This window comes from Ottowia beijingensis, assembly GCF_042680925.1.
Classification (GTDB): Bacteria; Pseudomonadota; Gammaproteobacteria; order Burkholderiales; family Burkholderiaceae_C; genus Ottowia; species Ottowia beijingensis.
In genome coordinates, this window is sequence record NZ_JBHUEP010000008.1 from 165,003 (window position 1) to 189,357 (window position 24,355).

A 24,355-nucleotide genomic window follows, 5' to 3' on the forward strand; every position below is an offset into this window, starting at 1 on the left:
CAATGAATTCGCCGCTGCGCGGCGTGATGACGAAATGACACCGCTGATGCGTGGACTGCCTTGCACTTGGCTGGCGTCATGGCGGCGCAGCCGCCGTCATGGAAGCGCAGCGAGGTCATTTCGTCATCGCATCACGTGCCAGCAACCATCTTTTTGAACGCGAAGCAGTATCAATCGCCGCCGTGCCGGCGAAGGCCGGGATCCATGTTGCTCCGCACACGCCGTCTGGATTCCGGCTTGCGCCGGAATGACGAGCTATTGCAGCTCTGATCTGGAAATGGAATCAGGCCTCGGCCGGCCCCTGCAAGCGCTGCACCAGCCGCGCCAGCGCATGCGCCACCGTCTGCGCACGCACGGCGGCGCGGTCGCCGTCGAAGTGCTGGCGTTCGGCGAACGTCTGCCCATCCACGCACCAGCCGAACCACACCGTGCCCACTGGCTTGCCGGCACTGCCGCCGCTGGGCCCGGCGACGCCGGTGACGGCCACGCTGAGCTGGGCGCGCGAGTGCGCCAGGGCGCCTTCGGCCATGGCGCGCACCACCGGCTCGCTGACGGCGCCGTGCGCTTGTATCAGCGCGGCGGGCACGCCCAGCAGCTCGGTCTTGGCGGCGTTGCTGTAGGTCACGAAGCCGCGCTCGAACCAGTCGCTGCTGCCGGCCAGATCGGTGCAGGCGGCGGCGATCAGGCCGCCGGTGCAGCTTTCGGCGGTGGCCAACAGCCAGCCGCGCCGGCGCAGCAGGGTGGCCAGGTCTTGAACGATTTCGGCTTCCAGCGACCGCCCAGAAAGCGCAGACAGCTCATTGTTTTGTAGCATCCGGCGTCACCATGCGCGCCACAGCGCGATCACCACCAGCGTGCAGAAGGCGGCCACCAGGTCGTCCAGCAGGATGCCGAAGCCGCCTTTCCAGCCGCGCGCGCTGTGCAGCAGGCGGTCGGCCCAGCCCACGGGGCCGGGCTTGGCGGCGTCGAAGAGGCGGAACAGCGCGAAGGCCACGAACTGCGCCCACAGCCCGGCCGGCAGCAGCAGCCACAGCACGAGCCAGAACGAGACGATTTCGTCGATCACGATGGCGCTGGGGTCGGCGCTGCGCAGGTGGCGCGCGGTCACGGTGCTGCTCCACACCGCCAGCGGCAGCGATGCGGCCAGCAGCCAGCCCAGCTGCGCGGGCGTCAGCCACCAGCCCAGCACCACCCACGCCAGCCAGGCCCACAGCGTGCCCGCTGTGCCGGGCGCCACGGGCGACAGGCCGGCGCCGAAGCCCAGCGCGATCCAGTGCGCCGGGTGCGCGCGCATGAAGCGGGCGGTGGGCCGCACGGCGCCGGCGGGTGGTGGGCCGTCGCCGGGGGGCGCGGTGGCTTCCAGGTCGATGGGAGGCGCCGGGCCGCGGCGGCCGGCTTCCGGCGCAGCCGGCTCCAGCGGCCGCGCGCGCACGTCGCTCACGTCGTCGCGCGGGGCGTTGGCCAGGCTCATGGGCGCTCGCGCAGCCGCGCGTCCTTCGGCCAGGTGATGACGTGCTCGGCGCTGAAGCGCTGCGTGGCACCGGCGGGCAGCGGCTGCGCCCACAGCACGGTGCCGGGCTGGTCGTTCCAGCGCTGGCTTTGCGGCTCGGGCTGGTAGCGCGATTCGACGCGCACGTCCTCGTGCTCGGGCACCGGCGCGGCGTCCAGCACCTGCAGCGTGATGCCGTCGCGGTGGCGGTTCTCCACTGTGTACAGGCGGCTCACGCGGCGCTCGTTGCGGCTGCCGATGAAGCCGCCCGTGCCGTCGGTGCGCTGGGGTTGCTCCATGCGCACGCTCACCAGCTCGTCGCGCCCGAAGGCCAGGCCCTGGCGGCCGAGTTGCGCGGTGTCGAAGCGGCCGTTGCCCACGTAGGCGCCGTCGCGGTACAGGTTGACTGGGCCGGCCGGCCACACGCCGGGCGGCGGGGCGATCTCGGCGATCAGGTAGGCCGTGGCATCCAGCGCGGGCGTGGTGCGCACCTTCAGCGTGGTGTCGGCCAGGTGCTCGCCCAGCGACAGCGTGACGCGCTGGCCGCTCGAAGGCACGCTGATGCGCTGCGGCACGGCGAATTCGGTGGCGAAGCTGCCGTCGAACACGCTGACGTCGAAGCTGGGCATGGCTTCCGCCGCGTCGGTGGCGGCCACGCGCGCGCGCGACATGGGCGCGGCCGCCAGCGCAGGCGCAGGCGCCATCGCCGGGGCGGGCATGGGCTGCACCGGCGGCTCGATGCCTACCCGCCACGGCCGTGGCAACGGCCCCTGCGTGGCCGCGCCGGGCTGGCCGGTGGACAGGGTGAGCTGCACGCCGTCCCAGTCCTCACCCGTGGCCTGCGCCACCAGCGCCTGGCGTTCCAGCCGCACCTGTTTCGTGGCGCTGTCCAGCGTGGCGCGGTAGCTGGGCTGCCAGCTGGGGCCGCGCACCTGGTACGACAGGCGCAGCTCGCCACCCTGCGGCGCGGCCAGCGTCACCTGCACGGTGCTCACGCGGGCGCCCTGCGCGCCGGCGCGGTCGCGCTCGGCCAGCAGCGGCTTCAGGTCGCGCTCCAGCGCCTCCTGCTGGCGCTTGATCTGGTGCTGGCGCGTCAGCGCCTCGCGGGCCGACTGGCGCAGCGCCGTCACGGTGGCACCGATCTGCGCCGGCGGCGTGGCGCGGCCTTCGCCGTTGCCGGCGTTCTCGAAGCTCTTGAGGTAACCCGCCGCGTAGCCGATGCCGGCGCTTTCGGCCTGCAGTGCGGCGATCTGGTCTTCCAGGCCGCGGATGCGCTCATCCAGCGGGCTGGCGCAGGCGTTGCCCAGCAACTCGCGCGCCTGCTGGCGCACCGCCAGCTCGCCCACGCGCACCGTGGCATCGCTGCTCACCTGCAGACTGGCGGCGTCCAGCCCCGCCGGCAGGCAGGCAAAGATGGCTTGCCGCGCGCCGGGCGCCAGGCGCAGCGTGCGCTCCACGGTGGCGCTGCCGGGGTAGACCTTGACGCGGACCACGCGCGAGGCGTCGGCTCGCGTCTCGGTCGATTGCGCCTGCGCGGGCGACAGCGCGCACAGGGCCAGCATCGGCAACAGCAGGCGCCAGCGCGGCCCTGAATGAGCGAGAGACTTGAGGTGCATGGCCTGCATGCTAGCAGCGCGGTGGGTGGCTTCGTGTTTTTGAATCAAACAGGCGCCTGGCGCTTGTCCATCAAGCGCAAGCAGCTATGAATTCGGGAGTGATTGGGTGCCGGATGAGCGCGGCTGCCGCGTGGCTTCCTGCGCCGCAGCGATGGCGCCGTGGATTGCCGTCCGCGCCTGCGGGCTGTTGTTCCAGCAGCTCGAGCCCGCCAATGCCGCGCCGCGCGCCAGAACGTCGGCAGCGTTGGCGCGCGCCAGGTGCGCCAGCGACTCGATGCCCATCTGCTCCAGCCGCGCGATCACGGTGGGGCCGACGCCCTTGACGGCCAGCAGCGCTTGGCGCTCGCTCGGCGCGAAAGGCATCAGCCGGCCGGCTGCAGCTTGGCCGCGGCTTCGTCGTCGATGGCGTTGGCGCGCTGGGCTGCCGGGCGCCTGGCGTGCAACTCGGCAAAGCGCACGAATTCAGGCCGTGGCTCCAGCATCTTGAACTGCAAGTAAAAGCCGATCGACGCGGCGACGAACAAATCGGCGGCGGTGAAGTGGTCGCCCGCCAGATGGTCACGCCCTTTCAGCGCACCTTCGAGCGTGGCGAGCACGTCGGCTTCGGAGCCGTAGCCGGCCTGTTCGGGCTTGGCCAGCGCGCCGGCGCTCTTGGCGGTGAGCATCGCTTCCAGCGGCGCCATGAAGGCGATCCAGCGGTAGTAGGGGCCGCGCGCCGGCGTGCCCACGGGCGGCGCCAGCTTTTTCTCGGGCACCAGATCGGCCAGGTACAGCAGGATGGCGGCGTTCTCCGTCACCACGGTGTCGCCGTGCTGGATGGCCGGCACCTTGCCCATCGGGTTGATGGCGCGGTAGTCGGGCGCTTTCATGGTGGTGCCGTACTCGAGCAGCACGGTGTCGTAGGGCAGGCCGGTTTCTTCCAGCATCCAGCGCGCCACGCGGCCGCGCGACATGGGGTGGGTGTAGAAGGTGAGTGGGGTGGTCATGAGTTTCTCCTTGGTAGTGCAGGCGTGGATATGTCTTGCACACGGACAATGTCGAGCGCGCCCCGCACGGCGTCGTGGAACGTCGTGGTTTATTCGAAACGGTTGGTGCCAAGCGAAACGTGCGACAGAGCCGAGCGCTGTGCGGTCATGGCGAGCTCTTGGTTGGGGGAGCGTCATCGTGGCACGCGTCGATGACGGTTTCTGTCAGCAGCACACTCGGCCGCGACAGCGCCAAGCGCCAACGCACGGTGCCCTACCAAAGACGCAAGATGAGTTGACCAAAAACGGCCAGTATGGGCGCGTTTCCCATGTCGTAAGTGTTGGATGAATTGGCATTAATCGGCCCGGGCCTTGACCTGCAGCAGCAGCGCACGCGGGAACACCAGCGCCGTGCCGATCCAGTTGGATTTGTCGACGATGCGCAGGCCGTCGGGGTCACCGTCGGCTACGAAGACACGGAGGGAGAAGGGGGCGTTCATGCCGAAGATCGCGGCCAGAGCCTCAGCGCATGTTCAAACAACATTTCCGCCCGCTTTTGGATCTCTGCTTCATTCCAAAGTGATGTTGCGGTCAATGTTCTGTTGAGCTGTAAATTCGAATGCTCGAACAATGCCTGGCGCTTGACCGCGAACTCTTTGTTTTGCACAGACCGGTTCACGCCGTAGTGAACCATCGTGAGATTGCCAATTGTCGGCACTGATGCTTCGCGCTGCGCGATCGCCTTGGCCTTATCGGTCAACTCGGTGGCAGTGAGGGATAACAACCTCGCATCGCCGACTTCCTGGGCTGACACCATGCTGCCATCAGCCAGTGACCAATGAGTGCTCCATGTCTGCGGAAGAATGTGATCGATGTCGAGATCATCAAGCGACAGCACCACCCGCTCCTCCGACTTGGCCGATCGCATCGCCACCTCAAGCCGATGAAACATAAAGCGAAGCTTTGCGGCATCTAACCGGCCAGGGAAAACGGCACCACTGAGCCACTGTTTCTTAAACTCGTCATCGGTAGGCCAGCGGGATGCTTCCCCCGAAAGCTCTGCCAGAGCACGCCTGAAAGATTTCGCGTCTCCACCAGAATCGGTCAGCTTCTTCAACTGCTGCGCGAAAACTTTGTTGTAGTTCTTTCGTGAGAGGCCGCATACAGCCCGACGAACCAGATACGACTCGATGGCCTCGAAAACAGCGGCCTGCTCGTCCGCAGGCAATGCACCTGCGGCCACCCTCAGAGCCAACGGATGTGTGGGAGAAGCATCCCAAGCCGACATGTGGCGACCAAACTCCGCGATGGGCGAACTACCTGTGCCCGTCACCAAGGCTCTGTAGTGCTCGGCATAGCGGTTCAAGAATTTCAACTGGTCACCGGCAGAGGAAAGTGCCGCGTCACCCTCGACGCATCGTCGATACCCAGCATAGAGACGCCCTATGTCAATTTCCTCGCCCGTCTGCGCCTGTACTGCGGTCTGCACAAACCACTCCAGCCGAGGGCGATTCAAACGGCCTCGCTTCTGTTGCTCGGCCCACAGCGGCGCCTCGAACTGGCTCCATAGCGTTGCGTACAAATCGTCGGCATCTGTCCCTGCGCGCATAAAGATGAAGTTGCGGATCAGGTCAGTGGCGTGCAACTCCGCTCCGCGTCCGTTCAGTGTCTCGAAGATCACCTGTGCGTCGTCCTCTTCTCCCAGCGAGATGCAAACGATGGCCAGATCGGTCAGTACCGCTGAAACAAGGGCCGATGTCCGCTCGGGCAAAGGTTCCGCATCAGGCTCTCTCGCCCATTCCAGCATGACTTCACGGAAATAGCAGATGGCTTCGAGGGCGGGCGGATGATCCGCGCCGATCTTCTTAAGTGTCCCGCCACGGGTAAAGCTGTCCGGAAACCGCTCTTTGAGCTTGTCGATATCTCCGGCCGTCATGGCCTTGATGTACTGCTCGCGGTCTCGGAAGGTCGGCCAGAGCTTGAATCGCTCCACCTCCTTGTCTTCCATGGTTTCCGGGTTGGCGTTCACGAGGCAGTTCTCGACTAAGGGCAAAAGTGCTTTCTGATCCAGTTCACGCAAGACGAGACAAAGCGCTTTGAATACGTACTGCAATGTCGTCAGGCGTTGCTGTCCGTCGATGATGTGATGCCGTTCAACTCCCAGCAATCCTGCCTTCTTTTGGGGCTCCAGCACAACGGCACCCATGAAATGCGGCACGGGCTTGCCGCCTTGCAAGCGAATTTCTGCCTTCTCCTGAATGTCTACCCATAATGGCTCCCACTGCTCCTCGCGGTTCCAAACATATGCCCGCTGATAAAACGGAACGCGATACTGGCGGCGGTCCTGGTAAATCTGGTGAACGGTGTAGGTCCTCGAATCCATGTTTCCTCTCTGAGGTTGTTGAATGTGCTGCGACTACTTAAAACTCGTGGCCAGAACCGCCTGCCGCAGTTCGCACCAGGCGGCGATCAGGCGCGCCTGGTCGAAAAACGCCATGGCGAAGGGCCAGATGCGGCGCTGCGTCACGTGGCCTGCCTCGTCGCGGTAGTCGAGCTGCAGCACGTGCTCGTCGCGGATGGCGCGGCGCAGTGTTGGCAGCCACGGCGCGGGGGCGGGCCGGTAGCAGTCGTGCGGTGGCGGCACGAACAGGCCGCTGGTTTCCACCGCCAGGCGCAGCGCGGGTGGCAGCACGTTGCCGATGCGGTTCATCACGCCGTGGGCGGCCTGCGCCAGCTCGGGGTCGGCGGCGTGGTTGGCCACCCAGCGCGTGCCGAGGATCAGGGCTTCGAGCTCGTCCTCGCTGAACATCAGCGGCGGCAGCGTGAAGCCGGGGCGCAGCAGGTAGCCGACGCCCGGGTCGCCGTCGATGCGCGCGCCCTGTTCGCGCAGCGTGGATACATCGCGGTACAGGGTGCGCAGGCTGATGCCCAGTTCGGCCGCGAGCGCGGCGCCGGGCACGGGCTGGCGGTGCGCGCGCAGGCGTTCGAGCAACTGCAGCAGGCGGGCGGCACGGCTGGGCATGGCGGCGCGCAGATCAGGCGAAATGGTCGAAGGCGCGGGCGGCCAGCGGCGTGGCGCGGCCATGGGCGTCGATGAGGCGCAGGCCGGGTTCGGCCTCGATGCGGCCGATGCGGGTGACCGGGGTAGCGGCGCGCTGGGCGGCGGCCTGCACGGCGGCGCGGGCGGCGGGCGGGGCGGTGAAGGCCAGTTCGTAGTCGTCGCCGCCGGTGAGGATGAAGGACAGCAGGGATTTCAAGCCAAATGGGCCTTCAGCGCCCGCCAGCAGGGCGCGAGAAGCTATTAATTTAGAAGCGTCCACGGCTTCGATGGCCGCGCCCACCTGGCTGGCTTTCAGGATGTGGCCCAAGTCGCCGGCCAGCCCGTCGCTGACGTCGATGGCGCTGTGGGCGATGCCGCGCAGCGCGGTGCCGAGCGCCAGGCGGGGCGTGGGGCGCTCCAGCCGCTGGCAGGCCTGGGCCAGCGCTTCGGCGGGCAGGTCGATCTCGCCGCGCAGCGCGGCCAGCGCCAGGCGCGCATCGCCCAGCGTGCCGCTGACCCACAGGTCGTCGCCCGCGCGCGCGCGGTCGCGCCGCAGCGCGTGCCCGGCGGGCACCTGGCCGAAGACGGTGATGCACAAGGTCAACGGCCCGGCCGTGGTGTCGCCGCCGACCAGCGCGCAGCCGTGGGCGTCGGCCAGCGCGAACAGGCCTTGCGCCAGCGCGGCCAGCCAGGCTTCGTCCTGCGCGCGCTCGGGCGGCAGCGCCAGGGCCAGGGTGAAGGCCAGCGGCTCGGCGCCCATGGCGGCCAGGTCGCTCAGGTTGACGGCCAGCGCCTTGTGGCCGAGCGCGGCCGGGTCGACGTCGGCGAAGAAGTGGCGGCCTTCGACCAGCAGGTCGGTGCTGACGGCGAGCTGCATGCCGGGCGCGGGCTGCAGCAGGGCGCAGTCGTCACCGATGCCAAGCGCTATTGAATTAGGAGCTTCTGGCGCAGTGGGGGCGGGCGTTGCAGCCTGATTTCGCTTGAAAAAACGTTCGATCAGTTCGAACTCGCCCATGGCCGGATGCCCCGTGTGGCGGGGCCTCAGAGGCCGATGCGCGCGCTGGCGCGCTCGCGCACGCGGGCCATGCCGTCGGCCAGGCTGCGCACGCGGCCGGCGCGGCGCATGGCGGCCTTCAGAAAGTCCATCATCAGCGGGCCGCTGTCGAGCACGCCGTCGCCGGCCTCGAAGCCGCCGCTCATGTGGAACTCGGGGTGCCACTGCACGCCCATGACGAAGCGGTGGCCGGGGTGGCGGATGCCCTCGGGCACCAGGTCGATGGGGCTGCGCGCCTCCAGCACCAGGCCGGTGCCCAGCTTGTCGACGCACTGGTGGTGGATGCTGGTGATGCGGCGCGGCTCGTAGCCGTAGATGTCGGACAGGCGCGAGCCGGGCATGAAGTGCACTTCGTGGATCAGCCGGTCGTAGCGCTCGGTGTCGTTGTGCAGGATGGCGCCGGGCCACTGGCTCGGGATGTCCTGGATCAGCGTGCCGCCGAAGTACACGTTGAGCAACTGGCAGCCGCGGCAGATGCCGAGCACCGGCTTGTCGGCGGTGATGAAGCCGCGCAGCAGCTCCAGCTCGTACTCGTCGCGGATCGGGTCGTATTCGGCCTTGTCCTGCCAGGGCTTTTCGCCGTAGGTGGCGGGGCTGATGTCGATGCCGCCCTGCAGCACCAGGCCGTCCAGGTTGTCCACCAGGTCGTGGATCGGCGGGCGCTTGCGCATGCCGGGCATGCGCTGGTCGATGAACGGGATCATCAGCGCCAGCACGCCGTGCGACATGATCCATTGGGCCATGCCGCTTTCGAGGAACTGCAGCCGCTTGGTGGGCAGGCCCAGGCCGGCGGGCGGGTTGTGCAACAGGCGGGCGGAGATGCCGATGCGGAGGGTCATGGATGCAATGACGAAATGACGAAATGACTGCGCTGCTGTGCAACGCCAATGCAGAACGCGGTTCGCCGCATGCCGGTCAGGGGCTCGGTCATGGCGGCGCAGCCGCAGTCATCAAAGCGGCGCAGCAGCAAGATCATTTTGTCATTCACCACGAAACCTGAGCGCGGCCTGCCTGATGACCTCGCCCAGCAACTGCTCCCTGGCCTGGCGCTCGCGCAGCCAGCGGGCGTCGTTGCGGTTGTCCTGCACTTCCTGGCGCAGCAGCGCCAGGGCATCGCCGGCCTGGCACTGTTCGGCAAACGGCGCCAGCCGCTGCATGGTGGCCAGCAGGTGCTCGCGCAGCGGCAGATGCTCGCCGCTGGCCGGGTCGACATACACGGCATCCAGCCCGAAGCGGCAGGCCTGGAAGCGGTTGTAGCTGTAGACGAGGTAGTCGTCCTCGCACGGGGTGAAGGGCCGCTCGTGCTGGAACCACGCGGCCAGGCACTGCACGTAGCCGGCCAGCGCGGCGGCGCGCTCCACCGTCAGCGGGGTGTCGAACACGCGCACCTCGATGGTGCCGTATTCGGGCTTGGGGCGGATGTCCCAGTAGAAGTCCTTCATCGACTTGACCACGCCGGTGCGCGTCATCTTGTCGAAGTAGTGGCCGAACTCGTCCCAGGTCAGCACGCAGGGCGCGCGGCCCGACAGCGGAAAGGCGAACACCGAATTGAGTCGCGCCGAGTCGAACGCCGTGTCCTGCCCCTGCACGTAGGGGCTGCTGGCCGCCAGCGCGATGAAGTGCGGGATGTAGCGGCTCATGCAGTGCAGCGTGTAGAGCGCGGTGTCGGCGTCCGGGCAACCCACGTGCACGTGCTGGCCGAAGATGGTGAACTGCTTGGTGAGGTAGCCGTACAGGGTCGACAGCTCGTGAAAGCGCGGCTTGTCGTAGATGCGCTGCTGGTGCCACTGCTGGAACGGGTGCGTGCCACCGCCCACCACGGCGATGTTCAGCTTGTCGGCGCACTGCACCAGCGCGTCGCGGATCTGGCCCAGCTGCGCCAGCGCCTCGCCGGAGGTGCGGCACACGCCGGTCGATATCTCGATCATGCCGGCCGTCATCTCCGGCACCACGCTGCCGGGCAGCTGGCGCTGCGCCATCAGGCGCAGCATGTCGTCGGCGTAGTGCGTCAGGTCGTAGTTGTTGGTGTTGACCAGTTGCAGCTCCAGCTCCACGCCGATGGTCAGCGGGTCGGACTGGCCGAAGGCTTCCAGCGTCATGGGCGCACCTCCGCGTCGGCGGCGGTGCGCGAGCCGCTCTGGCGCCACGGGCGCACCGATTCGCCGGTGCGCGCCAGGGCGATGCTGACCAGCGCCGCGCCCAGCAGTTCGGTGATCAGGATGGTCGGCAGCGCGATGGCCGCCACCTGCGCGCCCACGCTGTGCGAGGCGGCCACGAACTGCGAGGTCAGCAGCAGCGCCACCGACGACATGGGCACCATGGCGATGCCGACCCAGAACGCCTGCTTCAGCGCCATGCCGCTGCCGGCGCTGGTCAGCAGCAGGCTGCCCACCTTGGCCAGCAGGCGCACGCCGATCAGCACCAGCGCCGCCCAGGTGATGCCCGCGCTCCAGTCGGCCTGCACCGCCATGCTGGACACCAGCACGAACATCAGGATGGTGAGCATCGACGCCGCCGTGCCCAGCTGGCGCGGCCACACCCAGGGCCGCGGGTGGAACTGCTTGAGCAGGATGCCGCCCAGCAGCACCGCAAGCGGTGCCGAGCCGCCGAACGACGGCGCGATGACGGCGCAGGCGGCGATCAGCGCCAGCATGACGATGGCCGTGTCCTGGCTGGTCGGGTGCAGCAGGCGGAAGGCCGCGAACAGCAGCGCCGCCAGCACGGCGCCGAACAGCAGCGACACGCCCAGCACCGCCACCGACGACACCATGGAGGCGACCAGCGTGCCGTCGCCGCGGTCGATGGTGCGCAGCATGGCGGTGCCCAGCGTCAGCGCGTACAGCGTGTTCAGCGTGGCCAGCGCGATGGCGCGGTCGGTCACGGGGCCGTTGCCGCGCAGGTCGCTGACCACGCGCATCAGCACCGCCGGCGAGGCGGCCATGGCGATCACCGCCAGCGCGCGCACCACGGGTACCTCCAGCCCCAGCGCGCGCAGCGCCATGTAGGCGGCGGCATAGGTCAGCAGCGATTCGGCCAGGCTCTGCACCAGCACCATCGGGTTGTGGCGGAACCAGCGCAGCGGCAGGCGCGCGCCGGCCTCGAACAGCATCACGGCAATGCCCAGCTCGAGCAGGAACATGCCCACGCCCGACAGCGGCCAGGCCGCGCCGGCAAAGCCCAGACCGCCGGCCAGGGCGCCGATGACGGCGTAGCCGATGATCTTGGGCAGGTGCGTGTAGCGCTGCACCAGGTGGCCCACCAGCGCTGCAAGCGCCAGCAGCAGCGCCCATTCGAGCGCCAGCGAGCCGGGGGTGAAGGGCAGTCGGTCGGCCCAGGGGGCGATCCAGGAGTCGGTCAAGCGGCAGGTTCTCCGGTCAGGTCGCGGTTCGCCATGCTAACCCGCATCGGCGGGCGGCTCGGCGGCGGGCGCGGGCGGCGCGGTGTGGCGCACCCGCACCGGCAGCAGGAACGAATGCGGCTGGCGCAGCAGGCGCCGGCCCATGGCGGCGTAGACGCGGCGGCGGTCCACGGCCGGCACGTTCTGCGCCGTCAGCGCCAGCCTGAAGGCCAGGGTGAAGCTGGCCGCCAGGTTGGTGAGGCCGGTGACGGCGATGCCGCCCACGGCCCACCACAGGGCCGGCTGCCGCAGCACGCCGGCGCCCAGCTCGTGGATGGCGGCGGCGATCTGGCCCGCCACCAGGGTGACGTGGCGCACCTCCATCGGAATGCCGAAGAAGCTGACGATGGGCGGCACCAGCCCCAGCATCAGGCCGAGCGAGATGTTGGCCGTCCAGCTCGACACGTGGTTGCGCCAGTACAGGCCCCAGCGGCGCGCCCGCTCGGCGCCCAGCCGTTCGGTGACGCGCGGGTGGAAGGCGATGACCGAGTCGAGCCGGTGGAACACGAACCAGTTCTCGGCCCAGCCGGCGATCAGGCTGGACAGGAACAGCAGCCCGCCGGTGGCCGCCGCGTACAGCACCGTGGGGCCCAGCGCGTGGTGCTGCGCCAGGATGTACTGGGCGTGGTACGGGTCCATGGCCTGGCCCCAGCCCAGCCAGGCCAGCGCCATCGCCAGCGCGAACACCACCGGCATCACCAGGCCCACGTTGCCCAGGATGGCCACGGCCTGCGAGCGCAGCAGGTACACCACCTCGTCGACGAAGTTCTCCACCGCGTCGGGCGCCTTCATGTCCTTCAGCCGCGCGGCCATGGCCGGCGCCGTCATGGCCGGCTGCTTGGTGGCCACCGTCCAGCCCATCAGCATGATGATGACGAAGGACACCGCGTAGTTGATGCCCGACCACCAGCCGCCCCAGAACGCCGACAGGCCGATGGCGCCGATGGCCAGCTTGATCCAGGTGGTGAACGCCAGCAGCGTGCCGCCGCCGGCCGCCGCGCCCAGCAGGCGCCAATAGTCGCCGGCGCTGCGGGTGATGTAGTGCTCGCCGGTTTCGGCGTTGCGCTCGGTCACCTTGGCGGCCAGCAGCTCGGTGCTGGTGCTCAGCAGCGCGCGCAGGCTGCGGCTGTCGTGGTTCACGCGCACCAGGTGCGACAGCAGCTGCGCCGTGGCCTGCGCCGGCGCGTCGGTCTCCAGGCACAGCAGCAGCGCCTTCACGCGGATGATGCGCTGGCGCATCTGTCGCAACTGGAACTCGATGTGCACCGAGATGCCGTGCTCCTGCAGGTGCGTGTACACCGTGGCGGCGCCGGCGCGGCAGGCGTCGAGCTGCTCGCGCAGCTGGCCCACGGCCACCAGCGCCGGCGCGCTCTGGCGGCCGTGCGCCACCACCGCCTCGCGCAGCGTCTCGAAGACGATGGGCAGGTCGAGAAACGGGCGCCGGGCCTTCACCTCGGGCGACAGGCGCGCGCGCACGTCGGCAGACTGCCCGACGGCGCTGATCTGGCTGATGGCCGAGGCCAGCGCGTCCAGCAGCGTGCGCAGCGCGTAATCGCCGACGCTGGGCCGCTGGTCGCCCGCGCCCAGGCGCGCGTCGGCGCGAAACAGCGTGGTGCGCAGGCGCCGCAGCGTGCGTTCGTCCAGTGCGCGCAGCCAACGGGCGTCCAGCTCGCTCGGAAACAGCAGGCCGAACAGCTCGCTCAGGTCGGTGGTGTCGGGCGACATCGGCAGCAGCTTGCGGCGCAGCCGGTGCCCCAGCTCGCTGGAGAAGGAGCCCTGCGGCGCAAACCCCAGGTGGGCCAGCAGCGGCGTGGCGTCCATGTCGGTCAGGAACTCCTCCCACCAGTGGTGCCACAGCTTGAGGAAGTCGGGGCGCAACTCGGCGGCGTCGATCAGCATGCGCACGCGCGCCACCGCCACGTCGGGGTTGTCGGTGTCGCCGCGAATCCAGCCGAGCAGCCGGATCAGCCACAGGTGCCGTTCGGCCAGCGGCGCCTCCGGGTCGAGCGCGCGCAGCAGGCCGATCAGGTCGAGCTGAGTGGTTCCCATGCCGGGCGGGGGGTGTTCAGTGCAGCACGCGGGTGCTGCCCACGCCGCCGTCGCCGGCATCCAGCACGAACATCGGGATCTCGACCTCGAAGCGCTCGCCATCGGCCGCCACGCAGAAGTAGCTGCCGTGCATGGTGCCGCTGGGCGTGCGCAGGCGGCAGCCGCTGGTGTACTGGAAGGATTCGCCCGGTGCCAGCAGCGGCTGCTGGCCCACCACGCCCAGGCCCTTGACCTCCTCGGTGTGGCCGCGCGCGTCGTTGATGACCCAGTGGCGCGAGATCAGCTGCGCCGGCACCTCGCCCGTGTTGTGCACGGTGATGGTGTAGGCAAAGCCATACAGCTCGCGCGCCGGCTCCGATTCGTGCGGCAGAAACTGGGGCTCGACCTCGACCCTGAACTGGTATTTCGGCATGCGACGATGGTAACGGCGCGAAACGCCGGCGTCCGTGGGTGAAAATCGCCGCCCATGAGCACCACCTACCGCATCGCCCCGTCCATCCTCTCGGCCGACTTCGCGCGGCTGGGCGAGGAAGTGAAAAACGTCATCGCCGCCGGCGCCGACTGGATCCACTTCGACGTGATGGACAACCATTACGTGCCCAACCTCACCTTTGGCCCCATGATCTGCCAGGCCATCAAGCCGCACGCCGTGCGCGCCGATGGCACGCCGGTGCCGATGGACGTGCACATGATGGTGCAGCCGGTGGACGCGCTGGCGCAGGCCTTCGCGCAGGCAGGGGCCGACCTGATCAGCTTTCACCCCGACGCCACGCCGCACCCGCACCGCAGCGTGCAGGCCATCAAGGCCGCCGGCTGCCAGGCCGGGCTGGTGTTCAACCCCGCCGCGCCGCTGGATGTGCTGGACTGGCTGATCGACGACATCGACCTGATCCTGATCATGAGCGTGAACCCCGGCTTCGGCGGGCAGTCGTTCATCGACAGCGCGCTGCGCAAGGTGGAAGCGGCGCGCCAGCGCATCGACGCCTCAGGCCGCGACATCCGGCTGGAAGTGGACGGCGGCATCAAGGCCGCCAACATCCGCCAGGTGGCCGACGCCGGGGCCGACACCTTCGTCGCCGGCAGCGCCATCTTTGGCCAGCCCGACTACGCGGCCGTCATTGCCGACATGCGGCGCGCGCTGGCGGGCTGAGGCGCCCGAATCAGGCGATAGCCATTTGGCGCCATCTGGTAGTTCAAAAAAAGAAGCTGCTGGCGCCCGGCGGACGGGCGCTGAAGGCCTTTTTGATGCTCTGAAAAATCTGTAAGGTCCCCCCCTCCTCCAGGCGGGGCCCGTCGCCGCCCCTCAGGGCTTGATGTAGGCAAACCCTTCGCGCGTCTGCAGCTCGGTGATGCGCGCCACGCCCGAGGGCACGAAGTCGGCATCCATGGTGAACTGGTCCTTCTTCAGCCCTGCACCGGTAATCGTGATCTCGCAGATCTCGAACCGCACGCCGCGCGACTTCAGCGCGTTCACCAGCGCGTTGTAGTCGATGTCGGCGTTTTTCTTGTCCTTGGCGCCCTCGCGCAGAAAATCGATGCCTTCGGCGTGCGTCACCACCACGATCTGCGTCTTGGGCGCCACATCGAGGTGGTTGCGGATGTTGCGCAGCCCGGCCGTGGCCTGCGCCTCGGCGTTGTTGATGTGGTACACCACCTTGTCCTGCGCCCAGGCGACGGTGGTCGCACAGGCCAGGCCCAGGATCAGCACACCGCGCAGTGCGCTGGCGCGCAAGGTCTTCAAGCGATCAAACACATCAGTCTCCTCTTATTAATGACGGTTCGCAAGCTAACACAAGTCATCGATGCCTGCATCATCGACCTCGACGGCACCCAGGTCGACACCCTGGGCGATTTCGAAGTCGCGTTGGGCCGCATGCTGGCCGAGCTGCAACTGCCGCCGGTGGCGCGCGACTTCATCGAGCGCGCGGTCGGCAAGGGCTCCGAGCACCTGATCCGCAGCGTGCTGGCCGAGCAGATGCGCCTGGCCGACCTGAGCGGCGGCGCCATCGGCGCCAGCTGCCCGGCCACGCAACCCGAGGCGCGCTACGAACAGGCCTGGCGCAGCTACCAGCAGCACTACCTGGCCATTAACGGCCAGTTCAGCAGCGTCTACCCCGGCGTGGTGGCGGGCCTGCAAGCGCTGCGCGAGCTGGGCCTGCCGCTGGTGTGCCTGACCAACAAGCCCTTGTCGTTCGCCAAACCGCTGCTGGCCGCCAAAGGGCTGGACGGCTTCTTCGTCCACGTCTTCGGCGGCGACAGCTTTGCCCGCAAGAAGCCCGACCCGCTGCCGCTGCTCGAAGCCTGCAAGGCGCTGGGCACCGCGCCGGCGCACACGCTGATGGTGGGTGATTCGCAGAACGACGCGCAGGCCGCGCGCGCCGCCGGCTGCCCCGTGGTGCTGATGACCTACGGCTACAACCACGGCGAGCCGGTGCGCGGCGTCGACGCCGACGGCTTTGCCGACACCATGACCGCGGTCGCCGCAGGGCTGACGGCGCAGCGGCAGAATCAGCCCCGAAAGGAAGGATGAGGCGGGTGAGTGTGGATCACGAACTGCTGCGGCGCGCCGTGGCCGACCCCGAGGTGCTGCACTGGCACACCTGGGCGGCGCTGGCGCCGGGGCCATCGCTGGTGGTGCTGGGTGCGGTGCACGGCAACGAGGTGTGCGGTGCCCACGCCATCGTGCGCGCCATCGACGACCTGACGCATGGCCGCCTGCGCCTGCTGCGCGGCCGCCTCACCCTGGTGCCGGTGGCCAACCCGCTGGCCTTCGCGCAGGCCACGCGCGAGGGCGAGCGCAACCTGAACCGCCGCTTTCTGCCGCAGCCCGAGCCGCAGGACTACGAAGACCGCATCACCCGCCAGCTGGCGCCGCTGCTGGCGCAGCACGAGGTGCTGCTGGATCTGCATTCCTTCCACACGCCGGGCGACCCCTTCGCCATGGTCGGCCCGCGCAACAACAGCGGCGCGCGCGAGCCCTTTGCCCGCGCCGCCGAAGAGATGGCGCTGGCCCGTGCCCTGGGCGCGCAGCAGGTGGTCGAAGGCTGGCTGGAGGTGTACGACCGCGCCGCCGGGCTGCGCGGCGAACTGCCCGACGACGAAGGCATCGGCACCAACGAATACATGCGCAGCCAGGGCGGCTACGCCGTCACCATCGAATGCGGTCAGCACGAAGACCCGGAGGCCATCGACGTGGCCACGCGCGCCATCCACGGCGCGCTGGCGCACCTGGAGCTGGCGCACGTGCCCGCGCCACCGCGCTTTGCCGGCCCGGCCGCGCGGCTCAAGGACGTGGTGCTGCGCGAATCACCCGCCGACCGCCTGGCGCAGGACTGGCACAGCTTCGACGCCGTGCAGGCCGGCGACGTCATCGCCCACCGCGCCGACGGCACACCCGTGGCCGCGCCCTACGACGGCTGCGTGCTGTTTCCGCACCCCGAGGCCGAGGTGGGGCAGGAGCTGTTCTACCTGGCCGAGCCGGACGCGGGCTGACGCCCGCGGCTCAGGACGCGGCGCCCTCGGCCTTGCCCAGCAGCGCGTCCTTCAGCTTCCAGTCGGGCGGCTTGGTGCCCAGCCAGATGCGCATCAGCGCGGCGAAGAACTCGGGCTCCTTGAACGGCTCGCCGGCCGACTTGCCGTTGACATGGATCGTCATGCCCGTGCCCGGCACCCAGTCGATGTCGATCACGTCGCCCGCCTTGTTGCGCTTGAAGTCGGTGAACACCTGGCTCATGCGCATCACGCCCGGCACCAGCTTGGCGAACGCGTTCCTGTCCATGTTGTCTTCCATGCCGCGGTAGAACATCTTGCCGAACTCGGCGGCGTCGATGTCGCGCAGCATCGTCAGCTGCAGGCGGCGTGGCTCGGCGCCGACCTTCAGGATCTCGTCCACCGAATGCGTCTTGCGCGGCAGGTACAGCCCGGCGACATAGACCTTGAACACGGCGCGGTAGCGCGTGCCCGCCCCGTTCAGCACCAGCGGCTGGCCCGCCACGCTGATCTGCTCGGCCAGCTTGACCCCTTCCACCTCGGCCGCCTGCGCGCCGCGCGGCACGGCGGCGAGCAGGGCGCCCGCCAGCATCCAGGCCATGACCAGGTGGGGAAGAAACCGGACACCCGCTTGCTGCATGTGCATCGCCATCACCTTTGAAAAGAACGACCGTTCGTTTCATGATGACATTTTGTTACCGGCATGCCATCGGTGAATACCCGTGCCCGGCGGCGGCGGTCAGGGCGCCGGCTGGGGTGCAGCCGGCGCCACTTCGTCGGTGATCACCTCGAAGCGGTTCAGCTGGCTCCAGCCGAACACCATGGTGATCGGCACGTCGGCGGCGTCGCGCCCGCGCGCCATCAGCACGCGGCCGATGCGCGGCGTGTTGTTGCGCGCGTCGAAGGTGTGCCACTGGCCGCCAAGGTAGACCTCCATCCAGGCGGCGAAATCCATCGCCGCATAGGGCGGCGGCATGCCGATGTCGCCCAGGTAGCCCGTGACGTAACGCGCCGGAATGTTCAGGCAGCGGCACAGCGTGACCGACAGGTGCGCATAGTCGCGGCACACGCCCACGCCCTCCTGCCAGGCCTGCAGCGCGGTGCGGTTGGCGCGTGCCTGCATGTAGTCGAAGCGGATGTGCCGGTGCGCGAAGTCGCAGATGGCCTGCACGCGCGCCCAGCCTTCGGGCAACTGGCCGAACCGGTTCCAGGCGAAGGGCATCAGTTCGCTGTCGACCTCGCAGTAGCGGCTGGGCAGCAGAAAGCGGAACACCTCCAGCGGCAGCTCGTGCAGCGGGTGCTGGCGCGCGTCGGCATGCACCGGGTCGGGCAGGCCGCTGTCGGCCACCACGGCGTGGTTGGTGAAGCGCACGCTGCCCACGCCAGCGGGCACGTCGACGCGCGTGATGGTGTTGTCGAAGCCGTCCTGGTAGTTGAGGAGCGGCAGCGCCGGCTCGACGGCGAATTGCTCGGGGGCCTGCAGGTCGCCGGCGCGCGAAGGGTGCACGTGCAGCGCCGCGAGCACGGTGGTGGGGGCGCTCAAGGCCAGTTCGATGTCGTAACCAATCCGGATCAGCATGGCAGTCTCTGTTGCCCGGCCTGGCGGCCGGCGGGGTTGAAGCAGGGAGGGGAGCGGGTGGCGCACGGGCGCGCCCGATGGCCCATTGGGCACGGCGGCGGGCCTGTTGTAAGCAAGACAATGCCCACCGGCCTGGTCGGCGTTCAGGCTGACATGCGCAAAACCTGTTTGCTACACTAGGCCGCATGTTCTCTTCCCGCAACGTCATATCACCACTGGGCGCCGCCGTCCAGGGGGCGTGGCCCTGGCGCAAGCCTGCACGCTGACTTTGTGATTCGCGCCCGCAATGGGCGCTGGGCGCGGCGCCACACCTTCCGGTGCCGCAATGAAGGAAGACGAAACGGCCGGGCCCCATGCCCCGCCAGCGAGCATGGAGGCTCGACCCCTGTGATCACCGAACTTGAATTCAAGAGCCTGGCCAGCCAGGGCTACAACCGCATCCCGCTGATGAGCGAGGCCTTCGCGGATCTCGAAACGCCGCTGTCGCTTTACATGAAACTGGCCGCCGGCGCAGGCGGGGCGGGCGGTGGGCGCTATAGTTTTCTGCTCGAATCGGTCATCGGCGGCGAGCGCTTCGGCCGCTACAGCTTCATCGGCCTGCCGGCGCGCACTTTTCTAAGGGCCAGCGGCTTCGGCGCGGCTGCGCGCACCGAGGTGGTGACCGACGGCCAGGTCGTCGAGACGGCGCCAGGCAACCCGCTGGACTTCGTCGATGCCTACCAAAAGCGCTTCAAGGTCGCGCTGCGCCCCGGCCTGCCGCGCTTTTGCGGCGGGCTCGCGGGCTACTTCGGCTACGACGTGGTGCGCCACATCGAGAAGAAGCTGTCAGCCAGTTGCCCGCCCGACACCCTGGGCACGCCCGACATCCTGCTGATGCACTGCGAGGAGCTGGCCGTCATCGACAACCTGTCGGGCAAGCTGTATCTGATCGTCTACGCCGACCCGGCCCAGCCCGAGTCGTACAGCAACGCCAAGAAGCGTCTGAAAGTGCTGCGCGAGCAGCTGCGCTATTCGGTGGCCGCGCCACAGGTGAAGCCGAGCACCAACTATCCCGCAGAGCGCAGCTTCGCCAAGGCCGACTACCTGGCCGCGGTGGAGCGCGCCAAGGAACTGATCGCCGCCGGCGACTTCATGCAGGTGCAGGTGGGCCAGCGCATCAGCAAGCGCTACACCGAGTCGCCGCTCAGCCTGTACCGGGCGGTGCGCTCGCTGAATCCGTCGCCGTACATGATCTATTACGACTTCGGCGACTTCCACGTGGTCAGCGCCAGCCCCGAGATCCTGGTGCGGCAGGAGCACACCGCCGAGGGCAAGAAGGTCACCATCCGCCCGCTGGCCGGCACCCGCCCGCGTGGCGCCACGCCCGAGTTGGACAAGGCCACCGAGGAAGAACTGGTGGCCGACCCCAAGGAGCGTGCCGAGCACGTGATGCTGATCGACCTGGCGCGCAACGACATCGGCCGCATCGCCAAAACCGGCAGCGTGAAGGTCACCGAAGCCTTCGCGGTGGAGCGCTACAGCCACGTGATGCACATCGTCAGCAACGTCGAGGGCATCCTGAACGAAGGCATGACCAACATGGACGTGCTGAAGGCCACCTTCCCTGCCGGCACGCTGAGCGGCGCGCCCAAGGTGCACGCCATGGAGCTGATCGACCAGCTCGAGCCCGTCAAGCGCGGCATCTACGGCGGCGCCTGCGGCTACATCAGCTACGCCGGCGACATGGACCTGGCCATCGCCATCCGCACCGCCATCGTCAAGGATCAGACCCTGCACGTGCAGGCGGCGGCCGGCGTGGTGGCCGACAGCGTGCCCGAGATGGAATGGAAAGAGACGGAGCACAAGGCGCGCGCGCTGCTGCGGGCGAGCGAGCTGGTGGAGGAGGGGCTGGAGTGATGATGCCCTTGCCGAACAGCCAACAGCCATACGCAGAGGACGCAGAGGTTTCGCAGAGGACGCAGAAGGAACAGCCAAGAATCGAGAATGATTTTTCGCATGAGGTGATCGGCGCCGCGGTAGAGGTGCAGCGTGTGCTGGGTGTGGGGTTGCTGGAAAGCGCCTATGCGGGGGCGTTGTCGATCGAACTGGCGCAGCGTGGTTTGCGTTTTCAACGCGAGGTGCCCGTTGCCGCGCGCTACAAGGGGTTGGATGTCGGGCTGGCCTACCGGGCGGATTTCATCGTCGAAGAAGCGGTGATTGTGGAACTGAAGGCACTGGACAGCTTGATGGAAGCGCACCGCGCCCAACTGCTGACCTATCTGCGTCTGTCGGGCCTCAAGCTCGGCCTCCTCATCAATTTCCATGCCTTTCCGGTCGTCAAGGGCATTCAACGCCTGGTGAACAAGCTATGAAATTTCTTTGGCATTTCTTTTGCGTCCTCTGCGAAACCTTTGCGTCCTCTGCGTATGGAAGTCCGGTATTGAGGAGCCAGGCATGAACGTGCTGATGATCGATAACTACGATTGAGGTCCACTGGCTTCCATCAACCTCCACGGAGAAACTCTAAGTCCTTGTTTTTAAAGGGTTGATCGTCCATCGAGCGATTCTGAAAGCTGGACAAATCCAGTGCTCATGTGTGTAATGGAGTGTGTAACGGGCCAATTTGGAGGCGTTATACACATGGCACTCACAGCACTCAATCTTCTCTCGGCGCGCAAAGTGGAAACGGCGCAGCCGAGGCCGAGGGTGTACCAACTACGGGACGGCGGCAGCCTCTTTTTGCGCGTTCAACCTAATGGCTCCAAGCTCTGGTGGTACCGCTACCGGCTGGGTGGTGCTGAGCAGGTGTACTCAATCGGGGTGTACCCAAAGATCACGTTGGAGGCGGCTCGTGCTGAACGTGATCGAGCGAAGACGCTGGTCAGGAAGGGGCTTGATCCCATCGTGGAGAAAAAGGCGGCCATGGCCCTCCAGGCCGACACATACGAACGCACGTTCGAAGTTGTTGCTCGGGAATGGATCGCAGCCAACGCCCACTGGAGCGAGTACTACACCAACCAGGTCACCAGCTACCTTGAAAAGGACGTCTTCCCACGGATCGGGAAGTTGCCGATCAGCTCCATCAGGGCTCCCCATCTGCGACCTATCATCAAGGATGTGGCTGCTCGGGGAGCGAAGACTGTGGCGATTCTCATCCGCCAGTGGTGTGGTCAGATCTTCAGCTATGCGGCTGCCCAAGGTGTCTGCGAATTCGATCCCGCCTCCTTGCTCAAGGGGCTGGTCAAGCGTCCTCAAGTCCGTCATAACCCTCCGCTGACATGGGCAGAGATCCCGGACTTTCTGAATCGGGTGGACAACGAAGGAGGGTATCGAACGACGGTGCTTGCCCTCAAATTGATGGCATTGACCTATGTGCGCACGGTCGAACTTCGCAAAGCGTCGTGGGAAGAGTTCGATCTGAACAATGCCATTTGGTCAATTCCCGCCGAGCGCATGAAGATGCGGCGCCCTCATCTGGTTCCGTTATCGCGGCAGGCAGTGGCTGCGCTTAGGGAACTCTATGCGCTCACCGGTGGCGGAAAGGTATTGTTCCCGAGCTACAGGAAGCCGGGGCAGGTGATGTCGGCGACGACGCTCAATCAAGCACTCAAGCGCATGGGTTATGGAGGACGTTTTTCGTCCCATGGATTTCGTTCCACTGCTACGACGATTCTTGGGCTGCTGGGCTATCCTGAAAAGCGAGTTGATCTCCAACTTGCACATTCCAAGAAGAACAAGGATTCCTCGCGTGCCCCCTACGACCACACGAAGTTCGTGGAATCGCGCAAGGTGATCATGCAGGACTGGGCTGACATCCTCGATGCTTTGCAGGCTGGGAAGAGTGTTGAAGATGTCACGAAGGCATTTGGTCCCATGTCGAAGCGTAGAACCGCACTGCTCCGGGTCATCGAGCGCGAGTGACCTCTACTACTCAGCGCGACCGGGTGTCGCCAAGTGACTCCGGCCATAGAGGGATTCACCACGCGGAGCCTGTCCCGGCAACTTGCAGTGCTCTCTGCTCGAATCGCTCGATAACCGAGTCAACTTGTGCGTAAGGCCGTTGCAGGTATGTCACGACCTTAAAGGGGCCGTCTGCGAGCGGCCGCATAGTGAACCCCCAGCCATGAGCATGGTCTATGCGCGATTGCGCGGATAGCCCAACGCCGTAGCCGGCAGCAACCCATAGCGCCATCATCTCGAACGAAGGCACCCGCTGGACGTTCTCCCGGTCCACAGGCATGAGCGAAATCAAGCTCTCATCTAGCAGGGGACAAGCTTCCGCCTGCCACCGATAGATCGTGTGATCCTGGAGATCTGCGATGGTGAGCTTCGCCTGGTCGAGTAAGTGGAACCGTGGTGCTATGGCCACGGCCATGTCCTCAATCCATAGGGGTTGCGATTTGAGGGCTGGGTCGCTGGCATCCTGAAGTGACACCCCAATGTCGAAGCGGCCCTCAAGAAGTCCCTGAAGCAGAACGTCGCCTGTAACCTCGAAAAACGCGAGCGCGACATCTGGTTCTTCCGCGCGTTGTCGCGCGAGAAGCGCCGAAAGGTGTGATGACGGTACGCCCGGTGCTACGGCAAGTTTAAGGGTGGACCGACTGGTGGCCTCGTGCATAACAGCCCCCAAGAAGAGAATTGATAAACAAGGCAATCCAATATGATACTCGTGAGTTAAATTTAACGTGGTTAAATTATCGTGACTGCTCGACGCTTCTGCTGATGCAGAAGCGTAGTGTTCAACGAGGCCGCCCCCCGGGCACAACCAGATATGAAGCCGAGCCAGCCCTGGCTTTCGGCAAGGCTGTGCGCGCCTTTCGTATGGATCAGGGTGTTGCTCAAGAGGAACTGGCCGCGCAGGCCGGAATCGAGCGTTCGCACATGAGCAAGATCGAGCGAGGGAAGCATTTGCCCTCGCTGACCGTCATACTGAAGGTTGCCGTTGCGCTCAAAATGAGCGGCACCGAGTTGATGGCTGCGATGGAACGCAATCTTCATGCTGATGCCGAGGCAGGCTGAAGCCGCACCGGAAATAGACTATCCGTTTGACCTGCCCCCATTGACCGTACCAACGGATTGGAGAAGTCCGGGGGTGAAGGTTAATCGAAGTTTTGTTTCTGCTCACTGTCAGCAGCACCGCCCGCGCGCTGGCGGTGCTGCTGTGCGAATCGTGCCGGAGGGATGCGCCCCAAACTGCTGTGCGGCCTGACCTCGTTGTAATCCCGCCGCCAATGCGCAATGCACTCCCGGGCCTGTGACAACGATTCAAACCACTGCTCGTTGAGGCATTCATCTCTGAACTTGCCGTTGAAGCTCTCGATATAGCCGTTCTGCATGGGCTTGCCCGGCTCAATCAGGATGTGCCGAATCCCATTCTTGTGCGTCCAGGCCAGGAACGCCCGACTGGTGAACTCCGGGCCATTGTCCGTTCGCACGGCTGCCGGATAGCCACGGAACCTGGCCACTTGGTCGAGCACGCGCGTGACGTACTGGCCCGAGATGCCGTAGTCCACCGTGATGTCCACGGACTCCTTGCTGAAGTCATCCACCACCGTCAGACACTTGATGCGCCGTCCACTGGACAGGCTGTCCGAGACGAAATCCATGCTCAGCACCTCGTTGATATCCCTGGCTGCGCATTCCACTGATGGCGGACAGTGATTCCATTCCCATCGCGGACAGCGTTCCAGGCGATGGC

At 67.0% G+C, this 24,355-nt stretch carries 27 protein-coding genes; 8 read left to right on the forward strand and 19 right to left on the reverse strand.

Going from position 1 to position 24,355, the window contains the following annotated elements:
- Positions 1–283 precede the first annotated feature (283 nt).
- From ACFSCU_RS13850 to ACFSCU_RS13895, 10 genes are all read right to left on the reverse strand, one after another.
- Positions 284–814, reverse strand: a complete 531-nt coding sequence (locus ACFSCU_RS13850; protein WP_180550151.1) for a CinA family protein — start codon at positions 812–814, stop codon at positions 284–286.
- A gap of 6 nt (positions 815–820) precedes the next feature.
- Positions 821–1,294, reverse strand: a complete 474-nt coding sequence (locus ACFSCU_RS13855) for a phosphatidylglycerophosphatase A family protein (protein WP_180551739.1) — start codon at positions 1,292–1,294, stop codon at positions 821–823.
- A gap of 173 nt (positions 1,295–1,467) precedes the next feature.
- Complete coding sequence (locus tag ACFSCU_RS13860; protein WP_377560971.1) at positions 1,468–3,105, reverse strand: DUF4139 domain-containing protein; 1,638 nt, start codon at positions 3,103–3,105, stop codon at positions 1,468–1,470.
- An 84-nt stretch (positions 3,106–3,189) separates the two neighbouring features.
- Entirely contained in the window at positions 3,190–3,468 is a 279-nt protein-coding gene (locus ACFSCU_RS13865) for a helix-hairpin-helix domain-containing protein (protein WP_180550149.1), read from the reverse strand.
- Complete coding sequence (locus ACFSCU_RS13870; protein WP_180550148.1) at positions 3,468–4,091, reverse strand: glutathione S-transferase family protein; 624 nt, start codon at positions 4,089–4,091, stop codon at positions 3,468–3,470. The genes ACFSCU_RS13865 and ACFSCU_RS13870 overlap by 1 nt, the downstream gene beginning before the upstream one ends.
- A gap of 335 nt (positions 4,092–4,426) precedes the next feature.
- On the reverse strand, positions 4,427–4,570 hold the full coding sequence (locus ACFSCU_RS13875; protein ID WP_377560972.1) for a hypothetical protein: 144 nt from the start codon (positions 4,568–4,570) through the stop codon (positions 4,427–4,429).
- Positions 4,567–6,453 carry a DUF262 domain-containing protein gene (locus tag ACFSCU_RS13880; protein WP_377560973.1) on the reverse strand — a complete coding sequence of 629 codons (1,887 nt, stop codon included), beginning with the start codon at positions 6,451–6,453 and terminating at the stop codon, positions 4,567–4,569. Before ACFSCU_RS13880 ends, ACFSCU_RS13875 begins: the two co-directional genes overlap by 4 nt.
- 33 nt (positions 6,454–6,486) lie before the next feature.
- Positions 6,487–7,092, reverse strand: a complete 606-nt coding sequence (locus tag ACFSCU_RS13885; RefSeq protein WP_180550147.1) for a helix-turn-helix transcriptional regulator — start codon at positions 7,090–7,092, stop codon at positions 6,487–6,489.
- A gap of 13 nt (positions 7,093–7,105) precedes the next feature.
- The gene (gene thiL, locus ACFSCU_RS13890) at positions 7,106–8,125 is read right to left on the reverse strand and encodes a thiamine-phosphate kinase (protein WP_377560975.1); all 1,020 of its coding nucleotides are present in this window, start codon (positions 8,123–8,125) and stop codon (positions 7,106–7,108) included.
- A 26-nt stretch (positions 8,126–8,151) separates the two neighbouring features.
- On the reverse strand, positions 8,152–9,003 hold the full coding sequence (locus tag ACFSCU_RS13895) for a gamma-glutamyl-gamma-aminobutyrate hydrolase family protein (protein WP_257645694.1): 852 nt from the start codon (positions 9,001–9,003) through the stop codon (positions 8,152–8,154).
- A gap of 23 nt (positions 9,004–9,026) precedes the next feature.
- On the opposite strand from ACFSCU_RS13895, the gene ACFSCU_RS13900 reads away from it, so the two are divergent.
- A complete protein-coding gene (locus tag ACFSCU_RS13900; protein ID WP_180550146.1) occupies positions 9,027–9,164 on the forward strand; it encodes a hypothetical protein in 138 nt (45 codons plus the stop codon).
- On the opposite strand, the gene ACFSCU_RS13905 is transcribed toward ACFSCU_RS13900, so the two are convergent.
- Genes ACFSCU_RS13905 through apaG form a run of 4 tightly spaced genes read right to left on the reverse strand, consistent with a single transcriptional unit; the run spans position 9,145 to position 14,022 of the window.
- The gene (locus tag ACFSCU_RS13905) at positions 9,145–10,263 is read right to left on the reverse strand and encodes a YbdK family carboxylate-amine ligase (protein WP_180550145.1); all 1,119 of its coding nucleotides are present in this window, start codon (positions 10,261–10,263) and stop codon (positions 9,145–9,147) included. The genes ACFSCU_RS13900 and ACFSCU_RS13905 overlap by 20 nt on opposite strands.
- Positions 10,260–11,522: a cation:proton antiporter gene (locus ACFSCU_RS13910; protein ID WP_377560976.1), complete on the reverse strand. Its 1,263-nt coding sequence runs from the start codon at positions 11,520–11,522 to the stop codon at positions 10,260–10,262. Before ACFSCU_RS13910 ends, ACFSCU_RS13905 begins: the two co-directional genes overlap by 4 nt.
- Before the next feature lie 36 nt (positions 11,523–11,558).
- Positions 11,559–13,610: a site-specific recombinase gene (locus tag ACFSCU_RS13915; RefSeq protein WP_180550144.1), complete on the reverse strand. Its 2,052-nt coding sequence runs from the start codon at positions 13,608–13,610 to the stop codon at positions 11,559–11,561.
- Positions 13,611–13,626: 16 nt separating this feature from the next.
- A complete protein-coding gene (gene apaG, locus ACFSCU_RS13920; protein ID WP_180550143.1) occupies positions 13,627–14,022 on the reverse strand; it encodes a Co2+/Mg2+ efflux protein ApaG in 396 nt (131 codons plus the stop codon).
- 54 nt (positions 14,023–14,076) lie between these two features.
- On the opposite strand from apaG, the gene rpe reads away from it, so the two are divergent.
- The gene (gene rpe, locus ACFSCU_RS13925; RefSeq protein ID WP_377560977.1) at positions 14,077–14,760 is read left to right on the forward strand and encodes a ribulose-phosphate 3-epimerase; all 684 of its coding nucleotides are present in this window, start codon (positions 14,077–14,079) and stop codon (positions 14,758–14,760) included.
- A 153-nt stretch (positions 14,761–14,913) separates the two neighbouring features.
- Here the strand turns inward: rpe and ACFSCU_RS13930 are convergent, their stop codons facing one another.
- Positions 14,914–15,363: a DsrE family protein gene (locus ACFSCU_RS13930; RefSeq protein WP_308645803.1), complete on the reverse strand. Its 450-nt coding sequence runs from the start codon at positions 15,361–15,363 to the stop codon at positions 14,914–14,916.
- 18 nt (positions 15,364–15,381) lie between these two features.
- Here ACFSCU_RS13930 and gph point away from each other — a divergent pair, with 18 nt between their 5' ends.
- Positions 15,382–16,140: a phosphoglycolate phosphatase gene (gene gph, locus ACFSCU_RS13935; RefSeq protein WP_180550142.1), complete on the forward strand. Its 759-nt coding sequence runs from the start codon at positions 15,382–15,384 to the stop codon at positions 16,138–16,140.
- 11 nt (positions 16,141–16,151) lie between these two features.
- The gene (locus ACFSCU_RS13940; RefSeq protein WP_373368336.1) at positions 16,152–17,102 is read left to right on the forward strand and encodes a succinylglutamate desuccinylase/aspartoacylase family protein; all 951 of its coding nucleotides are present in this window, start codon (positions 16,152–16,154) and stop codon (positions 17,100–17,102) included.
- 10 nt (positions 17,103–17,112) lie between these two features.
- Here the strand turns inward: ACFSCU_RS13940 and ACFSCU_RS13945 are convergent, their stop codons facing one another.
- A complete protein-coding gene (locus ACFSCU_RS13945; protein WP_257645693.1) occupies positions 17,113–17,745 on the reverse strand; it encodes a chalcone isomerase family protein in 633 nt (210 codons plus the stop codon).
- A 93-nt stretch (positions 17,746–17,838) separates the two neighbouring features.
- A complete protein-coding gene (locus tag ACFSCU_RS13950) occupies positions 17,839–18,678 on the reverse strand; it encodes a transglutaminase-like domain-containing protein (RefSeq protein WP_180550140.1) in 840 nt (279 codons plus the stop codon).
- Between the two features lie 387 nt (positions 18,679–19,065).
- On the opposite strand from ACFSCU_RS13950, the gene trpE reads away from it, so the two are divergent.
- The 3 genes from trpE (at position 19,066) to ACFSCU_RS13965 (ending at position 22,578) form a co-directional block, all read left to right on the forward strand.
- Positions 19,066–20,574: an anthranilate synthase component I gene (gene trpE, locus ACFSCU_RS13955; RefSeq protein WP_180550139.1), complete on the forward strand. Its 1,509-nt coding sequence runs from the start codon at positions 19,066–19,068 to the stop codon at positions 20,572–20,574.
- Positions 20,575–20,576: 2 nt separating this feature from the next.
- Positions 20,577–21,029: a GxxExxY protein gene (locus ACFSCU_RS13960; RefSeq protein ID WP_180551734.1), complete on the forward strand. Its 453-nt coding sequence runs from the start codon at positions 20,577–20,579 to the stop codon at positions 21,027–21,029.
- Between the two features lie 268 nt (positions 21,030–21,297).
- Positions 21,298–22,578, forward strand: coding sequence for a tyrosine-type recombinase/integrase (locus ACFSCU_RS13965; protein ID WP_377560978.1), 1,281 nt, complete (start codon positions 21,298–21,300; stop codon positions 22,576–22,578).
- A 55-nt stretch (positions 22,579–22,633) separates the two neighbouring features.
- Here the strand turns inward: ACFSCU_RS13965 and ACFSCU_RS13970 are convergent, their stop codons facing one another.
- A complete protein-coding gene (locus ACFSCU_RS13970) occupies positions 22,634–23,275 on the reverse strand; it encodes a substrate-binding domain-containing protein (protein WP_377560979.1) in 642 nt (213 codons plus the stop codon).
- Between the two features lie 104 nt (positions 23,276–23,379).
- On the opposite strand from ACFSCU_RS13970, the gene ACFSCU_RS13975 reads away from it, so the two are divergent.
- On the forward strand, positions 23,380–23,676 hold the full coding sequence (locus ACFSCU_RS13975; protein WP_377560980.1) for a helix-turn-helix domain-containing protein: 297 nt from the start codon (positions 23,380–23,382) through the stop codon (positions 23,674–23,676).
- Positions 23,677–23,756: 80 nt separating this feature from the next.
- Here the strand turns inward: ACFSCU_RS13975 and ACFSCU_RS13980 are convergent.
- Positions 23,757–24,355: IS3 family transposase (locus tag ACFSCU_RS13980; protein WP_377560981.1), on the reverse strand; the 599-nt coding region annotated here is incomplete at its 5' end.

Excerpts from the sequence above, each read along its gene's own strand:
- ACFSCU_RS13850 (WP_180550151.1), bottom strand. The coding sequence starts at position 814 with ATGCTACAAAACAATGAGCTGTCTGCGCTTTCTGGGCGGTCGCTGGAA.
- ACFSCU_RS13855 (WP_180551739.1), bottom strand. The coding sequence starts at position 1,294 with ATGCGCGCGCACCCGGCGCACTGGATCGCGCTGGGCTTCGGCGCCGGC.
- ACFSCU_RS13860 (WP_377560971.1), bottom strand. The coding sequence starts at position 3,105 with ATGCACCTCAAGTCTCTCGCTCATTCAGGGCCGCGCTGGCGCCTGCTG.
- ACFSCU_RS13865 (WP_180550149.1), bottom strand. The coding sequence starts at position 3,468 with ATGCCTTTCGCGCCGAGCGAGCGCCAAGCGCTGCTGGCCGTCAAGGGC.
- ACFSCU_RS13870 (WP_180550148.1), bottom strand. The coding sequence starts at position 4,091 with ATGACCACCCCACTCACCTTCTACACCCACCCCATGTCGCGCGGCCGC.
- ACFSCU_RS13875 (WP_377560972.1), bottom strand. The coding sequence starts at position 4,570 with ATGAACGCCCCCTTCTCCCTCCGTGTCTTCGTAGCCGACGGTGACCCC.
- ACFSCU_RS13880 (WP_377560973.1), bottom strand. The coding sequence starts at position 6,453 with ATGGATTCGAGGACCTACACCGTTCACCAGATTTACCAGGACCGCCGC.
- ACFSCU_RS13885 (WP_180550147.1), bottom strand. The coding sequence starts at position 7,092 with ATGCCCAGCCGTGCCGCCCGCCTGCTGCAGTTGCTCGAACGCCTGCGC.
- thiL (WP_377560975.1), bottom strand. The coding sequence starts at position 8,125 with ATGGGCGAGTTCGAACTGATCGAACGTTTTTTCAAGCGAAATCAGGCT.
- ACFSCU_RS13895 (WP_257645694.1), bottom strand. The coding sequence starts at position 9,003 with ATGACCCTCCGCATCGGCATCTCCGCCCGCCTGTTGCACAACCCGCCC.
- ACFSCU_RS13900 (WP_180550146.1), top strand. The coding sequence starts at position 9,027 with ATGACTGCGCTGCTGTGCAACGCCAATGCAGAACGCGGTTCGCCGCAT.
- ACFSCU_RS13905 (WP_180550145.1), bottom strand. The coding sequence starts at position 10,263 with ATGACGCTGGAAGCCTTCGGCCAGTCCGACCCGCTGACCATCGGCGTG.
- ACFSCU_RS13915 (WP_180550144.1), bottom strand. The coding sequence starts at position 13,610 with ATGGGAACCACTCAGCTCGACCTGATCGGCCTGCTGCGCGCGCTCGAC.
- apaG (WP_180550143.1), bottom strand. The coding sequence starts at position 14,022 with ATGCCGAAATACCAGTTCAGGGTCGAGGTCGAGCCCCAGTTTCTGCCG.
- rpe (WP_377560977.1), top strand. The coding sequence starts at position 14,077 with ATGAGCACCACCTACCGCATCGCCCCGTCCATCCTCTCGGCCGACTTC.
- gph (WP_180550142.1), top strand. The coding sequence starts at position 15,382 with ATGACGGTTCGCAAGCTAACACAAGTCATCGATGCCTGCATCATCGAC.
- ACFSCU_RS13945 (WP_257645693.1), bottom strand. The coding sequence starts at position 17,745 with ATGCACATGCAGCAAGCGGGTGTCCGGTTTCTTCCCCACCTGGTCATG.
- ACFSCU_RS13950 (WP_180550140.1), bottom strand. The coding sequence starts at position 18,678 with ATGCTGATCCGGATTGGTTACGACATCGAACTGGCCTTGAGCGCCCCC.
- ACFSCU_RS13960 (WP_180551734.1), top strand. The coding sequence starts at position 20,577 with ATGCCCTTGCCGAACAGCCAACAGCCATACGCAGAGGACGCAGAGGTT.
- ACFSCU_RS13965 (WP_377560978.1), top strand. The coding sequence starts at position 21,298 with ATGGCACTCACAGCACTCAATCTTCTCTCGGCGCGCAAAGTGGAAACG.
- ACFSCU_RS13970 (WP_377560979.1), bottom strand. The coding sequence starts at position 23,275 with ATGCACGAGGCCACCAGTCGGTCCACCCTTAAACTTGCCGTAGCACCG.
- ACFSCU_RS13975 (WP_377560980.1), top strand. The coding sequence starts at position 23,380 with ATGCAGAAGCGTAGTGTTCAACGAGGCCGCCCCCCGGGCACAACCAGA.